The organism is Hymenobacter negativus (assembly GCF_016056375.1).
Classification (GTDB): Bacteria; Bacteroidota; Bacteroidia; order Cytophagales; family Hymenobacteraceae; genus Hymenobacter; species Hymenobacter negativus_A.
Window position 1 is genome coordinate 163885 of record NZ_JAEDAE010000004.1, and the last position, 21211, is coordinate 185095.

Consider the following 21211-nt stretch of genomic DNA (forward strand, 5'->3'; position numbering starts at 1 on the left):
GGTAAGCGGGGTATTTTCGAAGTTTTGTAGGGAGGAATCCGTCTGTCATCCTGAGCGCAGCGAAGGACCTTATCACGTCCTCATTCTCAGACTTACTGCCAATCGTGCAGCGGCGGTAAGGTTCTTCGCTCTGCTCAGGATGACAGACGGTTGCGGGTTATTTTTTAACCTGGTTATACAATTCGCCAGTCGCCTTATCGCGGTCCACCTTGGCCACCAGCACGTCGTAAACGGCGCCGTAGTAGTTGGTCTGGGCCGAGCGCAGGTCGGTTTCGGCCGTAATCACCTCCAGGTTGGAGCCCACGCCGGCGTTGAACTTGATGCGCGTCACGCGGGCCACATCGGTGGCCAGGTCGAGGTTGGCCTTCTGGTTGTCCAACACATCCAGCGCGTTGATGAGCGTGGTGCGGCTCTGGGCATCCTGCAAGTCAATGCTCTGCTTCAGCGTTTCGAAGCCCTTTTCAATCGTCTGTTGCTGAATGCGGCTCTGCTGCACCAGGTACTTGCGCCGGAAACCGTCGAACACCGGCACCTGCAGGCTCAGGCCCACGTTGCCGAAACCAAACCAGTTCTGGTTAACAAAGCCAGCCGAGTTGCGCGAGCTCGGCCCGCGAAAAGCGAACAGGTCGCCCGCCGTGGGGGCCGAGCCCGTGAAACCGTAAGCGCCCGTGAGCACGAGGCGCGGGTAAGCACCGGCCTGGCGGTTGCGCAGGTCGAGGCCGGCCAGAGCCTGCTGGGTTTCCAGGGTCGAGAATTCGATGCGGTTGTTGTAGTTGATAGCCCCGCGGGCCTGCGAGCCCAGTCCACCGGACAGCGCATTTTGCTGGTCGAGGCGGTTCTGGGCGGCGGTGTTGTCGGTGCCGGGCGTGGTCGGGGCGGTCGGTACAGCCCCGAGGCCATCCACACCGCCACCGTTGGTCAGGCTGGCTGTGCCGAGGCGCTGGCGCAACGCGCCGGCATCCACCACGGCCGCACCGAGCGAGTCGGTGAGCTGCACATTCTGCGCCTGCGGCAGGCCCATCTGAAACTTGAGCAGGCCCACGCTCAGCTCGGTGAGGCGCTGGGCTTTCTGCTGCTCCACCACCAGGTTGTTGCGCTGCACGCGCAGGCGGTCCACGTCGAGCTTTTCGGCGAAGCCGGCCTTGAAGGTCTTATTCGTTTGCGAGAGCACCGTGTCGAGGCGCTGCACGTTGCGGGCCAGCAGGGCGAGGCGCGAGCGGGCCACCAGCGTGCTGTAGTAGGCCTTGCTCACCTGTTCCACCACGTCGATTTCGGCCTGTTGGGTTTGCTTCTTGGCCAGCTCGGTGTACACCTTAGCCGCCTTCAAACCAATCAGATACGAGCCATCAAATAACAACTGCGACACCGAGGCACTGGCGTTGCCGGCGTATTGCAGGCCGAAGGCGAACGGCTGCGGCGGCAGCGCCAGCTGCTGGGTGCCCAGCACCTGCTGCTGCCCGCCTTGGGCGGCCGCCAAGTCGCTCTGCGTGAGCACCGTTTGCGAGAGCGGGAAGCTCACCAAGCTCTTTTGCAGCTTAAAGTTGTCAGACACCGTGGCGGCTACGTTCACCTGCGGCAGGCCGGCGCTCTTGATTTCGCCCACTTTGGCCGTGGCCGTGGCCTCGCCCAGGCGGGTGGCCAGCAGCGTCGATTTGTTCTGCACGGCGTAGCTGATGGCCTGTTGCAGGCTCAGGGGCATGGTGCCCGTGGTGGGCGGCGCCTGCGGCAGGGCAGCCGGCTGGCTTTGGGCGAGCAGCGCCTGGGGCACGGCCGCGCTCAGGGCAGCCGCCAGCAGGAATCTGGTTCGAAACAGCGTGTTCATAAACAGCTAAAAAAGAAACGGGTAAGCGGGAAAAACTTATTCGGCCTCGGTGATGTGCCGGTACTGGTTGATGAGCTTGTGGCCCTTGAGGGTGGCCACGCCCAGCAGAAAATGCTCGTCGAACACGCGGTTCACGCGCATCGGGCCAAACTGCGCGGTGGGGTATAGCTCGGAGTCGAAGGCCAGCTCAATCTGGGCCAGGTTGAGGCGGGCCAGCACCTCCACGTCGAGGTCGGCCCGGAACAGACCCTCGGCCATGCCCCGGCGCAGGTTCTGGGTGATTTGCGCCAGGATGAAGGTATTTTTGTGCGATTTAAACAAGTCCCAGGCCGTGGGGTGGTACTTCTTCATGTCGTTGAAAATGCTGGGGTGCACGTCGGCAAACTGCTCATCGGCCCATTTTGACAGCAGCAGCATTTCCTCCACGGCGTTGGCTGCTTTGCTGGCCACGCAGGCACAGTCGCCCTGCACGCCATCCAAGTGCCGGGTGATGCCAGCCAGCACAATCTGGTCTTTGTTCTCAAACCACTTGTACAGGGTTTTTTTCGACATGCCCATGTCGGCGGCAATGTCATCCATGCTCACGCTTTTGATGCCGTTGCGCATAAAAAGCTGCTGGGCGCGGTTCAGGATTCGGTCTTTGATTTCCATAAGTAACGCCGCAAAGATACAACGGAAACTTTTAACGTGCCCAAAGTTTCCAACGCATTTTTACGGTCTGCAACCAGTGCAAGGCCTTTTTGCGCGTAGTCAGACGTGCACGGCTCCCGTTTACTTTATCCCAATGCAAAAAAAAGTATTCAGCTTGCCGCATGACTAACTAATTTAATTGGTAATACAAAGCTAATAAATTTAGTTTGATAGTATTCCGAAATCAGATTATTTATTTGTGAACCTCGCTCCAAGCCTCTGCGCGGCAGAAGTGCCGGACGCGGGTACTTTTGCGCCGGGCCGCGGTGGCCCGCTTGCATTTGCGCTTATGAAAATCCGGACCGGCTTCGGCTACGACGTTCACCAATTGCAGCCCGGGCTGCCCTTCTGGCTCGGCGGCATTGAGGTGCCGCACACGCACGGCGCCCTCGGCCACTCCGATGCCGACGTGCTCATCCACGTCATCTGCGACGCGCTGCTGGGCGCGGCCAACCTGCGCGATATCGGCTTCCACTTCCCCGACACCGACCCGCAGTACAAGGGCATCGACTCGAAAAAGCTGCTCTCCGGCGTGATGCGCCTGCTGCGCGAGCGCGGCTACGAGGTGAGCAATATCGACTCGACCATTTGCCTGGAGCGCCCCAAGGTGAATCCGCACATTCCGGAAATGCAGCGCGTGCTGGCCGCCGTGATGGGCATTGCCGAAGAAGACATTTCCATCAAAGCAACCACCACCGAAAAACTGGGTTTTGTGGGCCGGCAGGAAGGCGTGGCCGCCTACGCCAGCGTGCTGATTCAGAAAGGGCTTTAGAGACGCATAATTGCGTCTCGTCGTTGAACGGTGATGTTTGAACGACACCCACGCGGCGCGAACGACGAGACGCAAAATATTGCGTCTCTACACCGTTTAGATTGTTTTCAAAAATTTCCCACCAGACAATACATATGAAGCAAACCCCTCTCCTGCTGGCCTTTCTTGCGCTGGCCAGCACTGTCCCGGCCCATGCCCAGGGCAAGGTTAAAGTGAAAACCAAGCCCGCCTCGGGTGCAGCTGCGACCAAAATAAAAACCACCGATGGCAAAACCGACGGAAAAGACTGGAGCGTGAAATACGCCGACCAGGTAACCGCCGAGCGCCTGCGCACCCACCTGGCCGTGCTGGCGTCGGACGAGTACGAGGGCCGCGAAACCGGCCAGAAGGGCCAGCACATGGCCGCCGACTACATCGAAAAGCAGTTCAAAGACGCCGGCCTGACGGGCCCCGTCACCACCGGCACCGACCCTTACCAACAGCACTTCGACGTGGAGCAAGTGACTTGGGCCGAGGGCAACACCCTGAAAGTAGGCAGCACCAGCTACGCCTGGCTGACGGATTTCTATGGCATCGGCGACTCGCCTTTCGGCCAGGAAACTAGCGTGAAGCCGGTTTTTGTGGGCTACGGCATCGAGCAGCCCGGCTACTCCGACTACGCCAACGTGGACGTGAAGGGCAAGGACATTCTGGTGCTGATGGGCGAGCCCACCGGCGACGGCGGCAAAGCCCTGCTCAGCGCCGACGGCTCGCCCACCAAGTGGGGCACCGACTACCGCGGCAAAGCCCAATTGGCCGCCCAGAAGGGTGCCCGCACGGTGTTTTTCGTGAGCTTCAACCCCACCAGCAACTTTGCCAAGCAAACGGCGCGCATGGCCCCGTTCATCTCCCGTCCGTCAATGGTGATGGTGGGCAACGACAAGCCGAGCCGCGTGCCGTCGTTCTTCATCTCGCCGGCTGTGGGGCTTGCCGTGCTGGGCACGACGGATGCGGCAATGCAGACATATCTGGCTAAAATCAATAGCACCAAGCAGCCGGTGGCGGCCACCTTCAAGGTGGTGCCGATGCAGATTAAGGCCGAGCGCAAGCGCGAAAAGCTGGATACGCAGAACGTGCTGGGCTTCATTGAGGGCAGCGACAAGAAGGAAGATGTTATTGTGATTTCGGCCCACCACGACCACCTCGGCAAGCACGAGGGCCAGGTGTTCAACGGGGCCGATGATGATGGCTCGGGCACCACGGCCATTATTACGATGGCGGAGGCGTTTGCCAAGGCCAAAAAGGAAGGGCACGGCCCGCGCCGCAGCCTGCTGTTTCTGAGCGTGACGGGCGAGGAAAAGGGCCTGTTTGGCTCGGAGTATTATTCCAAGCACCCCATCTTCCCGCTGGCCAGCACCGAGGCCGATTTGAACGTGGACATGATTGGCCGGACCGATGTGGAGCACGAGGGCAAGCCCGACTACGTGTACGTCATCGGCTCGGACAAGCTGGCCTCGGAGCTGCGCGTGATTCTGGAAGCCGAAAACAAGCAGTACGGCCCCATTGACCTGGACTACCGCTTCGACGACCCCAACGACCCGAACCGCTTCTACTACCGCTCCGACCACTACAACTTCGCGGTGAACAAGGTGCCGGTGGCGTTTTTCTTCAACGGCGTGCACGCCGACTACCACCAGCAGAGCGACGAAATCGACAAAATTCAGTTCGATAAAATGGAGAAGCGTGCGCGGCTGGTGTTCCACACCGCGTGGGAGCTGGCCAACCGCGACGGCCGCATTGTCGTTGACTCGAACAAGCCGTAATCTTAGTCGTCGTTCAATCCGTCTGTCATCCCGAGCAAAGCGAAGGACCTTATTACGTTTGAGCAATTTGCAAGCGTCAATTGCTGCTAGTCGTTCAGCCGTGATAAGGTCCTTCGCTTTGCTCGGGATGACAGACGTTTTTTATTGCATCCCCTCCTCAGTCCTCCCTTCCTTCATGCTGAAAACTTACGCGCTGGCAGCCCTGCTACTGGCCGGCGCCCTACCCGCTGCCGCCCAGACCGCGCCCACCAAAATCAAGGTAAAAACAAAGGGCGCACCCGCTACCCCGGCCGCACCGGACCTGTCGCAGACCTATGCCGCCCTCATTCAGCCCGCCGACCTGCGGGCCCACCTCATGGTGGTGGCATCAGATGCAATGCAGGGACGCGAAGCGGGCCAGCCAGGCCAGAAGCTGGCGGCGGAATATTTGCAAAAACAGTTTGCGGAACTGGGCCTGCAGGGGCCGGTGGCGGGCAGCGACAACCCGTATTTGCAGCACTTCCAGCTGACGCACAGCCTGTATGCGCCGGGCGGCTTTCTGAAAATCGGTGCGCAACGCTACGACTACCTGAGCGAGTGGTTCAGCTACGGGCCGATGCCGACGCCGTTTCCAACCGAAACGGTGTCGCAGCCGGTGTTTGCGGGGTTTGGGGTGGAGCAGGGCGCGTATTCGGACTACGCGGGGCTCGATGTGAAGGGCAAGGACGTGGTAGTCCTCATGGGCGAGCCGCAGGACGAGCGCGGCCGCAAGCTGCTGAAGCCGCTGGGCCGCAAGGCCGACTACTGGGATTCTGGCCTGCGCAAGGCCGCGCTGGCCAAAGCCCACGGCGCCCGCAGCATTTTCCTGATGACGTTTGCCCCGGCGACGGTTTTTCAGAAGCAGACTTCTGAATTAGGTGAATCGCTGCGCGAGCCAGCGTTTTCGCTGCCCGACCCCGGCCCGGAAATCATTGATACGGTGGCCGAGAACATCCCGCCGGGCATCGGCGTGTATTTCACCTCGCAGGACCTGGGGCTGGCCCTGGCCGGCACTTCCATGAACGGGCTGATTGACTATGTGCGGGCGCTGGGCCGGGCCGGGCGGCCGGTGCCGGCAGGGTTTCAGCCACCAATGGCTACCATTTATTTGCCCCAAAACCAGCAGCCGCTCACCACCGAGAATGTGTTAGGCTTTCTGGAAGGCTCGGACAAGAAGGACGAGGTGCTGGTGGTTTCGGCCCACTACGACCATTTGGGCGTGAAGCACGACACGATTTATAACGGAGCCGATGACGATGGCTCGGGCACAGTAGCAGTACTGGCGCTGGCGAAGGCATTTGCCCAGGCCAAGAAGGATGGGCACGGCCCACGCCGCAGCATTCTGTTTGTGCTGATGACGGCGGAGGAAGAAGGGCTTTTCGGTTCCGAATACTACACGGCGCACCCCGTTTTCCCGCTGGCCAGCACCATTGCCGACCTCAACATTGACATGGTGGGCCGCACCGACCGCAAGCACAGCCCCAAGCGGCATTTTGTGTGCATCGTGGGTTCGGATAAGCTGTCGTCGGAGCTGCACGCCATTAACGAGGCGGCCAACCGCGACTATACGCACCTAGAGTTGGACTACCATTTCAACATTCCCGGCGAGCCGGAACACATTTACTACCGCTCGGACCACTACAACTTTGCGCGCCGCAAAATCCCGGTAATCTTCTACACCACCGGCGAGCACGCCGACTACCACAAGGCCACAGACGATGTGGAAAAGATAGAATTCGATAAATTGGCGGAGCGCGCGCAGCTGGTGTTTCACACCGCCTGGGCGCTGGCCAACCGCGAGCTGCGCATCGTGGTTGACTCCAACAAGCCCTGATTTGCCATGACCACCGCCACCAAAGCCAGCCAGTTTCAGCTCGACGCCGAGCGCAAAGCCTTCGACCGCGAACACCGCCGCAAAATTCGCTTCAACATCGGCAAGTACGACGCGGCCGTGAGCAACGGCATGAAGCTTTACGAGCAGCACGAGTTGGCCCGCGACCGCGGCGCCTACCTGAAAGCCACTGTGCTGGAAAAGCTGGACGAGTACCTGCTGCAATTCGAGGCCGCCTTCACGGCGCGGGGCGGGCGCGTGATTTGGGCGCGCGACGCAGCCGAGGCGCTGGCCGAAATCGGGAAGCTGACCAAGGCCCGCCAGACCAAAACCGTGGTGAAGGCCAAGAGCATGACCACCGAGGAAATTCACCTCAACAAGTACCTCGCCACGCAGGGCATCGAATCGGTGGAGACGGACCTGGGCGAGTACATCGTGCAGCTGAACGGCGAGCGGCCCTACCACATTGTGACGCCGGCCATGCACCTGAGCAAGGCCGACATCGCCAGTATTTTCGTGAAGCACCTCGGCATTGAACCCACCGACGACGCGCAGGAGCTGGTGCTTACGGCCCGCCGCCTGCTGCGCAACAAGTACACCGCCGCTGAAGTGGGCGTGACCGGTGGCAACTTCCTCATTGCCAAAGAAGGCGCTGTAGCTGTGACCGAGAACGAGGGCAACGCCCGCCTCTCGGCCACCTTCCCCAAGCTGCACATTGCGGTGGTCGGCATCGAGAAAGTCATTCCGCAGCTCACGGATTTGGACCTGTTCTGGCCTTTGCTCAGCACCAGCGGCACCGGGCAGCAGGTCACGGTGTACAACACGGTGTATTTCGGCCCGCGCCAGCCTGGCGAGGCAGATGGGCCGGAAGAAATGGTGGTGATTCTGCTCGACAACGGCCGCACCAACCTGCTGGCCCAGCCCGACAAGCGCGCGGCCCTGCGCTGCATCCGCTGCGGGGCCTGCCTGAACGTGTGCCCGGTGTACAAGAACATCGGCGGTCACACCTACGAAACCACTTATTCCGGCCCCATTGGCTCGGTCATCAGCCCGCACCTGAGCGGCCTGCCCGAGCACAAGCACCTGAGCTACGCCAGCAGCCTGTGCGGCGCCTGCACCTCGGTGTGCCCGGTACGCATTCCGTTGCACAACCTGCTGCTGCTCAACCGCCAGCAAAGCGTGCGGGAAGGCTACACACCCACCGAGGAGCGCGCCGCCATTGGCCTGTGGAAGTGGAGCATGCAGCACCGCTGGGCGCTCGATTTGCTGCCCGTGAAGCTGAAGGACTGGAGCCTGGGCCGCCTGCTGGGCCAGGTGGGCTGGAGCAAGCGCCGCGAGAGCCTGCACATCGCCGGGCCGTCGTTCCGGGAGTTGTGGCGGGAGCGGGCGGCTCAACATTAGACCAAGCAAAACGCTGGCCGTTCAGCTTTTCGGCGCGATTGCCCGTATCAGGGCTTTTCGCTGACTATGCACCCGTACCTGCTGCTGGCCTTACGCATCATCACCGGCCTGGGCGGCATGGTGTTAGTTATTAGCACTTTGTCGGCAGCAATTCGGTCGTTTGTACTGCCCCGCAACGAAGTAGTGCGCCTGAATGTATGGGTGTTCATGGGCATCCGGGTCCTTTTTGACCTGGCCGCCAAGCTGGCCAATTCCTACGAGCGGCGCGACAAAATCATGGCGCACTACGCGCCGGTGGCGCTGGTGGCCCTGCCCGTGTGCTGGGAGGCGCTGGTGAGTGTGGGCTACACAGCCATGTACTGGGCCGTGAGCGAAGGCAGCTGGCTACACTGCTACCAGCTGAGCGGCAGCTCGTTGCTCACCCTGGGCACCATCGACGACTTTAGCGTGGTGGGAGGCATCCTGACCTACTCCGAAGCCACGCTGGGGCTGCTGCTGCTCACGCTGCTGCTCTCCTACCTGCCCACCATCTACCAAGCGTTTTCGCGGCGCGAGGCCACGGTGGCGCTGCTGGAGCTGCGGGCCGGCACGCCGCCCACCGCCGCCTGCCTGCTCCGGTGGCTCAACCACGACGGCTCGGTGCAGAACGACGACCAGCAATGGGCCGCCTGGGAGCAATGGTTTGTTGAGATTGAGGAAAGCCACACCTCGCTGCCTATCCTCTCGTTCTTCCGCTCGCCGCAGCCGGGGCGCTCCTGGGTGACGGCGGGCGGGCTGATTCTGGACACGGCCGCGCTGCTCTTTGCCGCCGTAGACGGCCCTCAGCCGCGCCAGGCCCAGATTACCTTCAAGGCCGGCTGCCTGGCTTTGAACCGGGTGTACCGGTTTTTTGACACCAAAGCCGGAGCCGAGCCAACCACCCTGCTGGCCGACGAGGGGGAATCGGCTCCCGGCCGGGTCGGTTTTGACCAGGCCTGCCAGGAGCTGGCCGAACACGGCCTGAAGGTTTGCGAAGACCGGGCCGATGCTTGGCGGCGCTACTGCGAGCTGCGCAGCCGCTACACCACAGCCCTTAATTTCCTGGCCCGGCTCACCATGGCCCCGGGGGTAAAAAGCGCTGGCTAAATGCGTTTCGGCGGCTCGTGGCGCGGTGTGCCGACGTTGCCGGCCGGGCGTAGCGGGCGGAAACCGCAAACGCCGTTCACCGATTTTTCACCTTTGCCAAAAGCCTTGCAGCACATGCTGCAAGGCTTTTTTGGTATTTAACGAAGCTCGTCCGTCGAATACCACAAGCCGCTTATTGAAGCATCCCAAAATTGTTCTTAATTTACGCACTTGTTCGAAAATGAAATATAACAAGTTTCATTTTCTGCTATTACTCCCCCTTTTTTACCATCTCCAACCTCTTTTTCCCCCATCTATTTCCCAACTTTTATGCACAAACCTTTTCTCGCTAACCGGCTGAGCCGGTGGCTGACGGTGGCGGTATTGGCGCTGCTAAGCGCTACCTCGGCGCGCGCCCAGCTCACCGGCACTAAGGCCATTCCGGGCGACTACGCCACGGTGGCGGCCGCCATCTCGGCCCTGAACGCCGGCGGCGTGGGCGCGGGCGGCGTCACGTTCAACATCGCGGCGGGCTACACCGAAACGTTTGCCAGCCCCACGGCCGGCGCCATCACGGCCACGGGCACGGCGGCCAACCCCATTGCCTTCCTGAAGTCGGGCAGCGGGGCCAACCCGCTCATCACGGCCGGCGTGGGCACCACCACCAACCTCGATGCCATCATCAGCCTGTCGGGCTCCGACTACGTGACGTTTGACGGCATCAGCCTGGCCGAGAGCGCCGCCAACACCACAGCCACTACGCAGATGGAGTTTGGCATTGCGCTGTTCCGGCCTTCGGCCACTGATGGCTGCCAGTACAACGTCATTCGCAACTGCGTAATCACGCTGAACAAGGCCAACACTGGCACCTTCGGCATCTACGGTGCGGCTTCCACAGCGGCTTTGGCGACTTCGGTAGCGGCCACGGCTCCCAGCGGGGCCAACTCCTACAACAAGATTAACGGCAACACCGTGAGCAATGCCGTGAGCGGCATGTACCTGACGGGCAGCACCTCGACCGCCGCCGCCAACTACGACCTCGGCAACGAGATTGGGGTGACGGCGGGCAACACCGTGACCAATTTCGGCGGGGTGGCTACTTCGGGCTGGGGCATTGGCGTCAATATCCAGAACGGCGCCAAAATCGCCAACAACACGGTGAATAGCAACGGCGGCACGGCCGGTACGTCTACCCTGCGGGGCATTTACGGCAACACGGGCACGTCGTCGAACATCGACATCACCAACAACACCGTGACCCTGGCCGGGGGCGCTACCACCAGCAGTGTTATTGGCATCGACAACAGTATTGGCAGCACGGCGGCCAGCAATACGGTGAATATCACCGGCAACACCATTCAGAACAGCACTTATGCCACTTCCACCACTGGCGCGTTCTACGGCATTCAGAACACGGCCACGGCGGCCGTAGTGAACCTGAACGGCAACACCATCAGCGGCAACGCATCGACCTCTACGTCGGGCACGTTCATGGCGCTGCGCAACACGGCTTCGGCTCCCACGCTGAACATCAACAACAACGTCATCACCAACAACACCCTGACTGGCTCGGGCGAGTATGACGCGGTGTATAACAGCGGCACCACCAGCACGGCGATGGCCGTGAACGGCAATCAGTTCAGCAGCACGGCGGCGCTGGCCACCACGGGTTCGGTGTATTTCCTGCAAAACAGCATCAGCAACACGGGCACCGTAGCCATGCAGAACAACACGTTCGGCAGCTTCACGAAATCGGGCGCGGGCGGTACCGTGTACGGCTACTACAACAACAGCTCGCCCACGGCCACGCAGACGATTTCGGGCAATACGATGTCGAACATTACGCTGAGCGGAGCCACCAACTTCTACGGCACGTTCGTGAACACGTCGTCGTCACAAACCAGCATCCTGACCGGCAACACGGTGAGCAACATCACCGGCGGCACCAGCGCCGTGTACGGCCTGTATATCGCCTACGGCACCGCCACTTCCACCGTCAACACCAACGTGGTGACGGGCCTGAGCGCGGCGGCTTCGGTATATGGCCTGTACCTGGGCAGCTCGCTGCAGGGCGGCAACACCTACGGCAACACCATCAGTGCCCTCACGGCCTCGGGCGCGAGCAGCACCGTGTACGGCCTGTATACGGCGGCGGTGAGCCCCAACATCTACACCAACAAAATCTACAACCTGGCCAACAGCGACGCGGCCGGCGTGGTGTACGGCGTGTACGAAACGGGCGGCACGACCACTACGCTGTACAATAACCTAGTGGGCGACCTGCGTGCCACTGCTTCGACCAACCTGAACGCGGTGGTGGGCCTGTTCATCAACAGCGGCACCACGGCCAATACCTATTACAACACCTTCTACCTGGCGGCCAGCAGCACAGGGGCCACGTTCGGCACCTCGGGCATTTACCTGGGCTCAACCTCGACCACGCTGGATGCCCGCAACAACATTGTGGTGAACAAGAGCACGGCGGTGGGCACGGGCGGCTACACCGCGGCCCTGCGCCGGGTGAGCGGCACGGCGGGCACGGCACCGGCTAACTACGCCACCACCTCGAACAACAACGCCTTATATGCCGGCACGCCTTCGGCTACGAACCTGATTTACGTGGAGGGCACCACCACGGCCACCAATGCCCAGCAGACCCTGGCCGCCTACAAAGCGTTTATGGGCAATCGCGACCAGCAGGCCGTGACCGAGGACGTGCCCTTCCTGAGCACGACGGGCACGGCTGCTACGTTCCTACACGTCAACCCGGCCGTGGCAACGCAAGTAGAGGGCGGGGGCACCCCCGTCAGCGGCATCACGACCGACTTCGACGGCGACACACGCAACGCCAGCACGCCCGACATTGGGGCCGACGAAGGCGCATTCACTCCGCAGGACCTGACGGGCCCGAGCATCACCTTTACGGCGCTGGGCAACACCAGCAGCACCGGCGACCGCACGCTGACGGCCACCATCACCGACCCCAGCGGGATTTCGACCAGCGCGCCGCCGCGCATTTTTTACCGCAAGGGCACGAGCGGAGCCTTCACCTCGGCGCTGGCCACGAGCAGCAGCGGCAGCAGCTACACCTTCACCATCAGCGCGACGGCGTTGGGCGGCCTAGCCGCCGGCGACGTAGTGCAGTACTACGTGGTGGCGCAGGACGTACCGGGCAACGTGTCGTCGAACCCGGCGGGCGGCACCTTCACCGCGGCTCCGGCCACGCCCGCTTCGTACCAGATTCTGAGCATCCTGAGCGGCACGTACTACGTGACGGCCACGGTGGGCTCGTCGCTAAATCCGGCCAAAGAGTTTGCCACCCTGACGGCGGCTGCCACGGCTTACAACAACAGCGGCTTGAGCGGCGCGGTCAATTTTGTGCTGCTCGATGCCACGTACTCGACAGGTGAAACGTTCCCCATTGTGTTCGGCAACAACCTCGAGGCCAGCGCCACCAACACGCTCACCATCCGGCCTGGCACCGGCGTAACGTCGGCCATTACCGCCGCCAGTTCGGTCCTGGCTTTCCTCAACGCCCGCTACATCACCGTAGATGGCTCGAACGTGGCCGGCGGCACCACCCGCAACCTCACCGTGACCAGCACCAGCACCACGGCGGGCGCTTATGGCATTGGCCTCATCAGCACGGCCACCACTGGGCCGGGCAACCAGTTTATCACGCTGCGCAATACCAACGTGGTGGGCGGCAGCAATACGGCGGCCACCTTCGGCATTTACGTAGGTAACGGCCCCGACAACGACAACATCACCGTGACCAATAACACGGTGCAGGGCAGCTACTACGGCATCTATGCCTTCGGCTCGGCTACAACTTCGGCGGGCGGCATGGACAATTTGGTAGTGAGCAACAACGTGGTGGGGCCAGCCACGGCTTCGGCCACGGCCAACATCGGCACCTGGGGCATGCTGATTTCGAACGCCATAGCCCCGTCCATCACCGGCAACGAGGTACAGAACGTAAGCAGTGCCAACGCCAACAACATCTACGGCATCTACCTGGTCGACAGCAAGAATGCCGTGTTGAGCCGCAACGCGGTGCACAACATCTCCTACACCGGCACGAGCACCTATAAGGTGTGGGCCATCAATTCGCAGAATACCAACCTGTCGACGGCGGCTAACCCCAGCGCCGTTCGTATCGTCAACAACCTGGTGTACGCCATCACCTCGACGACGACCAGTGCTACCTGGAACACGGTGGGCATCAACCTGAGCGGCGGCTACAGCGACCAGATTGTGTACAACACCGTGTACCTGAGCGGGGCCCTGAGCGCTGCCAGCGGCACGGCCGGTTCGGCCGCGTTTGCCAACGGCAACCCCAGCGTGACGTCGGTATCGACCAACATCGATGTGCGCAACAACATCTTCGCCATCATCGGCGGCACGGGCGGCACCAGCACCACGCCGCTGTACGCGCACTACGAATACGGCAGCAGCGTGACGGGCAGCACCCTGAACTACAACGACCTGTACGTAACCGTGGGCGCTACCGGCTCGGCGCAGATTGGCCGCCTGAACTCGACGGACTACGCCACCCTGGCCGCCTGGCAAACCGCCACCGGCCAGGAAGCCAACTCGGTGAGCGCAGACCCGCAGTTTACGCAAACGGCCACCGTGCCCTACAACCTGACGCCTACCTCTGCCTTCCTGAATGGGGCGGCTACCCCGATTACGGGCGTGACCGTGGACTACACGGGCGCTACGCGCGGCACCACGCCCGACATCGGAGCCTATGAATTTACGCCCCCGGCCTGTCAGGCTGTAAGCAATCTGGCCTTTACTGGCATCACGCCCACCACGGCCAGCATCACCTTCACTGCCCCCACGGGTGCCAACAGCTACACGGTAACCTACACGCCGGCTGGCGGCACCGCCACCACCGTGACGCCCAACCCCACCGGCTCGCCGGTGGCACTGACCGGCCTCACGGCCAGCACGACCTATACCGTAACGGTGACGACCAACTGCACGGGCGCTACTTCGCCCAGCGCTACGGGCACCTTCCGCACGGCATGCGCGCCGCCTACTTACGCTACGCTGCCCGCCACCGAGGGCTTCGAGAACACCTGGCTGAGCCGCTGCGACACCCGCGAGGTGCCCTCCGCGAGCTGGCTGAACACGCCTACCACGGGCAACAACTCGTGGCGGCGCGACGACGACGGCGCCAGCGCTAACTGGACCTCGGCCACTTCGGGGAGCTTCAGCCCCGCCGGCAGCCAGGGCAGCGCCCACGCGGCCCGCTTCCATAGCTACTACACCGCATCGGGCGTGATGGGTACGCTTGACTACTACGTGGACCTGAGCGCCACCGGCACCAAGCGCCTGACGTTCGACTACGTGAACGTGTCGACCGCCGGCAGCAAGCTGGAAGTGCTGCTCTCGACCGATGGCGGCACCACCTTCACCAGCACTCCGCTGCTAAGCGTGGCAACTTCGAGTACCTTCAGCACGAAAACCGTGGACCTGACGGCCACCTCGGCCACCAGTGTTATCCGTTTCCGGGCCACTGGCGACTTCGGCAGCTACGACATCGGGCTCGACAACGTGCAGGTGCGCGTGCTGCCCAACGTCGACCTGGCCGCCACGGCCCTGGTTGCCCCAACCGCCACGCAGGGCTGCTACAGCAGCACCGAAACCGTGACGGTAGCAGTGAGCAACCTGGGCGCCCAAGCCCTTGACTTCAGCGTGAACCCGGCCACCGTAACGGCTACCGTAACCACGCCCACGGGCCCGCAAACCCTGAACGGCAGCATCACGACGGGCACCTTGGCCGTCGGCGCTACCCAGAACGTGACCCTGACCCCGACGCTGAACATGGCAGCCGTAGGCACCTACACCTTCGCCATTTCGGCCACGGTGACGGGCGACGGCAACACCGCCAACGACGCCCTGGCCCCGGCCCCGACCCGCACGGTAGTGGCCCCGGTGGCCGGTACGCTGAGCCCGGCCAGCAGCAGCCTCTGCGTGAGCGGCACGGCCGCCCTGAGCCTGACCGGTGCTGCCAACGGTAACATCCAGTACCAGAGCAGCTCGGATAACGTGACCTTCACCGACGTGACCGGTGCCACCAGCGCGGCCTATACCACGCCGGTGCTTACCAGCACCACCTACTACCGCGCCCAGGTGCGTTGCGGCACGGCCGTAGCCACTTCCAACGTGAGCACCATCACGGTAACCAACCCGCTGGTGGCTTCGACCAATACGCCCGTAGCTATCTGCTCGGGCAGCACGGCCACGCTCACGGCTACGGCTACGGCCGGCAACCAGGTGCGTTTCTTCGACGTGGCCACCGGCGGCACGGCTCTGACCACCACTACGCCCGGCAGCTACACCACGCCGGCCCTCACCGCCAGCACCACGTACTACGCAGAAGCCTACATCAGCAGCAGCAGCGTAGCGGGCCTGGCCGACAACTCGGCCAGCAACGGCACGTTCGTGCAGTCCACGCTCACGGATTATCCGCTGGGCTTCGCGGTATCGCAGGCCGGCACGCTGGCTTCGGTTGATGTGTACCCAAGCGCCGCCGGCTCTCTGACCATTACCCTCTATCGCACCACCGGTAGCCAGCCGGCCGGTACGACAACGGCCGTGGCCGGTTCGGATGTGACCATTAACGTAACGGCCGCCCAGGTGGGCACCCGCGTTACGGTGCCGCTGAACTACGCCCTGGCCGCCGGTGAATACCGCATTTCGAATTCTTCGGGCACGCTGGGCCGCTTCAGCACCTACACCGGCACCTACCCGCTCACATCGGGGCCGCTCACGGTGCGGGGCTCTTACACTGCGGCTACTTCGACCAGCTTCTCGAACACGACCTACAACAGCTTCTTCAACCTGACCTTTACCAGCGAGTGCGCCGGTGCAACCCGCACGGCCATTCAGGTGAACGTGACGCAGCCGGCTACGGCCAGCTTCGCGGCGGCTACAGGCAGCAGCTGCGGCACCTCGGCGGTGGCACTGGCGGGCTCGGTGGGCGGCTCGGCCACGGGCGGCACCTACACCAGCAGCGGCACGGGCACGTTCTCGCCCAATGCCACTACGCTGACTGCCACTTACACGCCTTCGGCCGCTGATGTAACGGCTGGTTCGGTAACCATCACGCTGACTTCGGCCGGCTCGACGCCCTGCCCCGCTGCTACGGCTACCTTCGCACTGAGCATCAGCCGGGCTCCGGTGGCCAGCTTCAGCTACCCGGCAGCTACCACGTACTGCGCTGGTTCGACCAGCACCGTTTCGCCCACGCTGGGCAGCGGCGCCACGGCCGGTACGTTCTCTTCGACTTCGGGCCTGACCATTAACGCCACCACCGGCGTTATCACCCTGGCTTCGTCTACGGCCGGCACCTACACCGTGACCAACACGGTGGCCGCCAGTGGTGCCTGCGCCGCTGTTTCGGCGACGACCACGGTAACCATCACGCCGGCTACTTCGGCCACGTTTGCTTACAGCACGGGCACGTTCTGCGCCAGCGGTACCAACCCCACGCCCACGGTGACGGGCACGGCTGGCGGCACGTTCAGTTCGACCACGGGCCTGAGCCTCAACGCCACGACCGGTGCCATTAACCTGAGCGCCTCGACGCCCGGCACCTACACCGTGACCTACACGGTGGCCGGCGCCTGCGGCAGCAGCAGCACCCAGTCGGTGACGATTACCACCGCTTCGTTGGCAACGTTCAGCTACGGTACCCCTGCTACCTACTGCGTGAGCGGCACGACCAATCCTACGCCCAGCTTTGGCACGGGTGCCAGCGGTGGCGTGTTCAGCTCGACTACGGGCCTGACCATTAACGCCACCACGGGCGTGATTACGCTCAGCTCCTCAACGCCCGGCACCTACACCGTGACCAATACCATCGCCGCCAGCGGCGGGTGCGCCGCTGCCACGGCTACCACCACGGTGACCATCACGGCGGCTCCGACGGCTTCGTTCAGCTACGCCACCACGGCGGGCTGCGCAGGTTCGACCACCGCTGTGACGCCCACGCTGGGCACTGGCGCTACGGCCGGCACGTTCTCCTCGACCACGGGCCTGGTGATTAACGCCACCACGGGTGCTATTAACCTGGCTACCTCCACGGCTGGTACCTACACCGTGACCAACACGGTAGCCGCTGCCGGCGGTTGCGCCGCCGCCACGGCCACGGCCACCTTCACGGTGAACCCGCGTCCGGCCACGCCAACCATCAGCGTGGTGTACAACGGCACCACGACGACGCTGACTTCCAGCGCCACGACCGGCAACCAGTGGTACCTCAACGGCAACCTCATCACCGGCGCCACGGGCCAGACCTACGTGGTGAACGGCTTGCCCGCGCAGTACGGCTCCTACACGGTGGTGGTGACCAATGCCAACGGCTGCACTTCGCTGCCGTCGGCTCCGCTGGTTATCACGTCGGCGAAGAGCGGCATTGCCGGCGCCAGCCTGCAGGTGTACCCCAACCCCACGCCCACGGGCCAGATGACCCTGGAGCTGACCGGTTACCGCCTCGCCACCCAGCTCACTGTGCTTGACGCATTGGGCCGGGTTATCATCAGCGAGCTACTGCCGGCCAACGCCGGTACCGCCACCCACACCCTCAACCTGAAGGATGTGGCCACGGGCGTGTACCTGCTGCGTCTGCGCAATGCTGACGGCGTGGAAACCCGCCGCCTGGTGCGCGAGTAGTCGCCGTTAGGCCCCCATTGAAAAGCCCCGCTGGCATTGCCGGCGGGGCTTTTTTGTGCGTTATTGGAAAGCTTTACCGGCTTATTCGTCGGCTTCGTCGGGCAGAATATTCACGTCCTGCACCAACACCATTTTCTCGATTTCCTTGCCACGCTTGGTGGCGGCCAGGCCGCCGAGGGCGGTTTCCTTGTAGCGGGTTTCCATGGCCTGGCCCACCTCGCCTAGGGCTGCCACGCACTGGTCAACGGGAATCACCGGGTCGATGCCGGCAATGGCAATCTGGGCCGAGGAGAAGGCAATAGCCGAGGCCGAGGCGTTGCGCACCACGCAGGGCACTTCCACGAGGCCGGCCACGGGGTCGCACACCAGCCCGAGCATGCACTGGATGGTGACGGCCACTGCCGCAAATACCTGCTCCACGGGCCCGCCCAGGCAGTACACAATGGCCCCGCTGCCCATGGCGGCGGCCGAACCGGTTTCGGCCTGGCAGCCGCCCACGGCCCCAGCCAGCGAAGCATTTTGCTCAATGATGAGGGCAATGCCGGCCGCCACCAGCAGGCCTTCCAGAATTTTCCGGTCGTCGAGCTTGTGTAAATCCTGCAACGTGACGAGCACGCCGGGCAAAATGCCCGAGGCCCCGGCCGTGGGCGCGGCCACCACCCGGCCCATGCAGGAATTCACTTCCTTAGCGCCTAAAGCGCGGGTAACAAGCTGCTTGAACTCGGGCGACAGGACGGTAACGGGCGAGGCGGCAATTTTCTTGGCCCCGTTGTTTATCATGCCTGAGCGGGAAGTCATGTTGCCGGTGAGGCCCTCGTGCACGGCGTCGCGCATCACGTCGTAGGCCCGCTGCAGGCCGGCCCAGATTTCGTCTTCGGTGCGGCCCTTCTGCTCGATTTCGTAGGCGAGGACGGGTTGATAAAGCGGTTCGCCGGTTTCGGCGCAGTGGGCTTGCCAGGAAGCAAAATCGGTGAAGAGCAAAGACATAGTGGGTGGGATTGAGGGAGGCGAATGAATTGGCCCCGGCTGAACACCTGCAACAACAAGTGGACGCGGGTTCGTTTCGGAGATTACGACCCGCTGCCAGCCGGCGGGGTGCAAAGGTGTACGTTTCTGGCCGCTAAAACGGCAGGGCGCGGCATTGGCTGGGTTTGGCTAGCTCTTTTTTTACTGTTTGGGCACCAAAAAGCCGCCCCTGAAAAGCAGGGGCGGCTTTCTAACGGGAGTCGTTTGCTATTCTACTACCAGCTTCACAGCCTGGCTTTGAGTTCCGGCCATGAGGCGCACGGTGTAAAGGCCGGGGGCCGGGGGCAGCTGCGCCAGCGGCAACATGTGCTCGCCCGCGGCCTGCGCGGCAGCCGGCCGGCTAAACACTACGCGGCCCAGGCCATCAAATACGGTCACCGCGACGGATGCCGCAGCCGGCAGCGTGTAGTGCATTTCCGTGGCCTGGCCGGAGCGGCTGGGGTTGGGCACCAGCGCGAGACCGACTTGCAGCGCCTTGGCCGGGGTGGTGGCCAGCAAGCGCTGGTAAGTGTACACGTAGCGGTAGTCGTTTGCGTAAGCGCCGTTGGTGTACACTTGGTACAGGTCGGTGGTCAGGTTGCCGTCGGTGTCGTAGGTCTCGATACCCTGCGAGTAGGGCACCCAGGCCGTGGCTCCGCTAGCGCGCTCTACCACATAGCTGGCTAGCTGCGGGGTGGCGGGCACACCAATGGGCGTGGCCGTGTAGGTGTTGGTAACGCGGTAGGCGTTGACGTACGCCCCATTGGAGTAGCCCTGCTGCGTGTCGGTGAGGCGCTGGCCGGCCGCATTGTAGGTGAACAAGTCACGCTGGAAGGGGCTGAACGTGGTGCCCGAAACATCCGCCAGTTGAAAATCGTCTACCGTCACCTGCCCCTGAGCGTTGTAGGTAAACAGCTCCTGGTCGTCGGCCAGGTACGACGAGCCGAAGTACGATTCGTCGAGGATGCGCGTGTTCTGGCCTTGGGCGTTGTAGGTGTAGGTGGTGCGGCCGTAGGGGCGCCAGCTGCCGCTCACGCGTACGCTTTGCAGCTCCTGCAGCAGGTTGCCCTGGGTGTCGTAAGTGTAGGTCATGGCCAGGGTGGCCGTGGTGTTGAGGGTGCCGTTGGTGTAAACGAAAGTCGAGTCGGACGTAAGCTTGCCAGCGGCGTTGTACTGGTAGTTTTCCTGGCGCAGGGCGCGCAGGGCGGCCCCGCGGGTGGGCGCATTTTCGCGCAGCTCACGCAGGGGCTTGTTCAGGGCCGTGAAGCGGGAGTAAGTGTAGCGCAGGGTATCGAGCCAGGCGCCGCCGCGGTATTGCTGCTTGAGGGCCGTGAGCTGGCGGAAGCCCGTATTGGACGCGAGGCGCTGGGCCGTGGCCGGCTGAGTGGCGGCCTGTGGCTCGCGGTGCAAACGCAGCTGCGCAACTGCCGGCTGGGCCAACACGCTCACGAACAACAACGCGGTGAGTAATTCTTTCTTCATTTAAAAGAGTGAAAATGGGTGGGAATAAGAAAGCCGAGCCCCCACTGCACACGCAGCGGAAGCTCGGCTCAAAATTACACTATACCAAATTATAACTCAGCCAACTGCTACTTCGCTACGGCCGCGTCCTGGCCCTCCGTCACCAGCTTGATACTGGCCGAGTTGATGCACAGACGCAGGCCGCTGGGCGCCGGGCCGTCGGGGAAAACGTGCCCCTGGTGGGCGTCGCACACGTTGCAAAGCACCTCCACGCGCACCATGCCGTAGCTGGTGTCTTTCTTGTAGCGGATGGCGCTTTCATCGACGGGCTGCGTGAACGACGGCCAGCCGGTGCCGCTCTCGAACTTGGTGCGCGAGTCGTAGAGCGGGGTGCCGCAGCACACGCAGGCGTAGAGGCCGGCCTCGTGGGCCTCGCAGTATTCGCCGGTGAAGGCGCGCTCGGTGCCGTGCTCGCGGGTGACGTGGTATTGCTCGGGCGTGAGCTGGGCGCGCCACTCGGCGGGCGTTTTCTCCACGCGGCGGGGCGAGGGAATGGGGTGGTTAGCGAGGCGAATAACGTCGTTCCAGGTTTGCATAAAGTGGCGCGGGCTTCAGCC

Annotated in this window: 11 protein-coding genes; 6 read left to right on the forward strand and 5 right to left on the reverse strand. The window is 62.9% G+C overall.

Going from position 1 to position 21211, the window contains the following annotated elements; all coding sequences use genetic code 11:
• Positions 1-157: 157 nt before the first annotated feature.
• The gene (locus tag I7X13_RS11345; RefSeq protein ID WP_198069365.1) at positions 158-1822 is read right to left on the reverse strand and encodes a TolC family protein; all 1665 of its coding nucleotides are present in this window, start codon (positions 1820-1822) and stop codon (positions 158-160) included.
• Positions 1823-1858: 36 nt separating this feature from the next.
• On the reverse strand, positions 1859-2473 hold the full coding sequence (locus I7X13_RS11350) for a TetR/AcrR family transcriptional regulator (RefSeq protein ID WP_198069366.1): 615 nt from the start codon (positions 2471-2473) through the stop codon (positions 1859-1861).
• A 328-nt stretch (positions 2474-2801) separates the two neighbouring features.
• Between I7X13_RS11350 and ispF the strand changes: the two genes are divergently transcribed.
• From ispF to I7X13_RS11380, 6 genes are all read left to right on the forward strand, one after another.
• On the forward strand, positions 2802-3284 hold the full coding sequence (ispF, locus tag I7X13_RS11355) for a 2-C-methyl-D-erythritol 2,4-cyclodiphosphate synthase (RefSeq protein WP_198069367.1): 483 nt from the start codon (positions 2802-2804) through the stop codon (positions 3282-3284).
• A gap of 134 nt (positions 3285-3418) precedes the next feature.
• Positions 3419-5086, forward strand: coding sequence for a M28 family peptidase (locus I7X13_RS11360; RefSeq protein WP_198075581.1), 1668 nt, complete (start codon positions 3419-3421; stop codon positions 5084-5086).
• 175 nt (positions 5087-5261) lie between these two features.
• Positions 5262-6938: a M28 family peptidase gene (locus I7X13_RS11365; protein WP_198075582.1), complete on the forward strand. Its 1677-nt coding sequence runs from the start codon at positions 5262-5264 to the stop codon at positions 6936-6938.
• 6 nt (positions 6939-6944) lie between these two features.
• On the forward strand, positions 6945-8336 hold the full coding sequence (locus I7X13_RS11370; RefSeq protein ID WP_198075583.1) for a LutB/LldF family L-lactate oxidation iron-sulfur protein: 1392 nt from the start codon (positions 6945-6947) through the stop codon (positions 8334-8336).
• Between the two features lie 66 nt (positions 8337-8402).
• Positions 8403-9461: a hypothetical protein gene (locus tag I7X13_RS11375; RefSeq protein WP_198075584.1), complete on the forward strand. Its 1059-nt coding sequence runs from the start codon at positions 8403-8405 to the stop codon at positions 9459-9461.
• A gap of 309 nt (positions 9462-9770) precedes the next feature.
• Positions 9771-18128: an Ig-like domain-containing protein gene (locus I7X13_RS11380; RefSeq protein WP_198075585.1), complete on the forward strand. Its 8358-nt coding sequence runs from the start codon at positions 9771-9773 to the stop codon at positions 18126-18128.
• A gap of 81 nt (positions 18129-18209) precedes the next feature.
• Here the strand turns inward: I7X13_RS11380 and sdaAA are convergent, their stop codons facing one another.
• From sdaAA to msrB, 3 genes are all read right to left on the reverse strand, one after another.
• Positions 18210-19115, reverse strand: coding sequence for an L-serine ammonia-lyase, iron-sulfur-dependent, subunit alpha (gene sdaAA, locus I7X13_RS11385; RefSeq protein ID WP_198069373.1), 906 nt, complete (start codon positions 19113-19115; stop codon positions 18210-18212).
• Positions 19116-19361: 246 nt separating this feature from the next.
• Positions 19362-20615, reverse strand: coding sequence for a T9SS type A sorting domain-containing protein (locus tag I7X13_RS11390; RefSeq protein ID WP_198075586.1), 1254 nt, complete (start codon positions 20613-20615; stop codon positions 19362-19364).
• A 107-nt stretch (positions 20616-20722) separates the two neighbouring features.
• Positions 20723-21190, reverse strand: a complete 468-nt coding sequence (gene msrB, locus I7X13_RS11395; RefSeq protein WP_198069375.1) for a peptide-methionine (R)-S-oxide reductase MsrB — start codon at positions 21188-21190, stop codon at positions 20723-20725.
• Between the last annotated feature and the right edge of the window lie 21 nt (positions 21191-21211).

Bases quoted from the DNA above. Each gene is read 5' to 3' on its own strand.
- sdaAA (WP_198069373.1), bottom strand. From the start codon at position 19,115: ATGTCTTTGCTCTTCACCGATTTTGCTTCCTGGCAAGCCCACTGCGCC.
- I7X13_RS11375 (WP_198075584.1), top strand. From the start codon at position 8,403: ATGCACCCGTACCTGCTGCTGGCCTTACGCATCATCACCGGCCTGGGC.
- I7X13_RS11350 (WP_198069366.1), bottom strand. From the start codon at position 2,473: ATGGAAATCAAAGACCGAATCCTGAACCGCGCCCAGCAGCTTTTTATG.
- I7X13_RS11365 (WP_198075582.1), top strand. From the start codon at position 5,262: ATGCTGAAAACTTACGCGCTGGCAGCCCTGCTACTGGCCGGCGCCCTA.
- I7X13_RS11390 (WP_198075586.1), bottom strand. From the start codon at position 20,615: ATGAAGAAAGAATTACTCACCGCGTTGTTGTTCGTGAGCGTGTTGGCC.
- I7X13_RS11380 (WP_198075585.1), top strand. From the start codon at position 9,771: ATGCACAAACCTTTTCTCGCTAACCGGCTGAGCCGGTGGCTGACGGTG.
- I7X13_RS11370 (WP_198075583.1), top strand. From the start codon at position 6,945: ATGACCACCGCCACCAAAGCCAGCCAGTTTCAGCTCGACGCCGAGCGC.
- I7X13_RS11345 (WP_198069365.1), bottom strand. From the start codon at position 1,822: ATGAACACGCTGTTTCGAACCAGATTCCTGCTGGCGGCTGCCCTGAGC.
- ispF (WP_198069367.1), top strand. From the start codon at position 2,802: ATGAAAATCCGGACCGGCTTCGGCTACGACGTTCACCAATTGCAGCCC.
- I7X13_RS11360 (WP_198075581.1), top strand. From the start codon at position 3,419: ATGAAGCAAACCCCTCTCCTGCTGGCCTTTCTTGCGCTGGCCAGCACT.
- msrB (WP_198069375.1), bottom strand. From the start codon at position 21,190: ATGCAAACCTGGAACGACGTTATTCGCCTCGCTAACCACCCCATTCCC.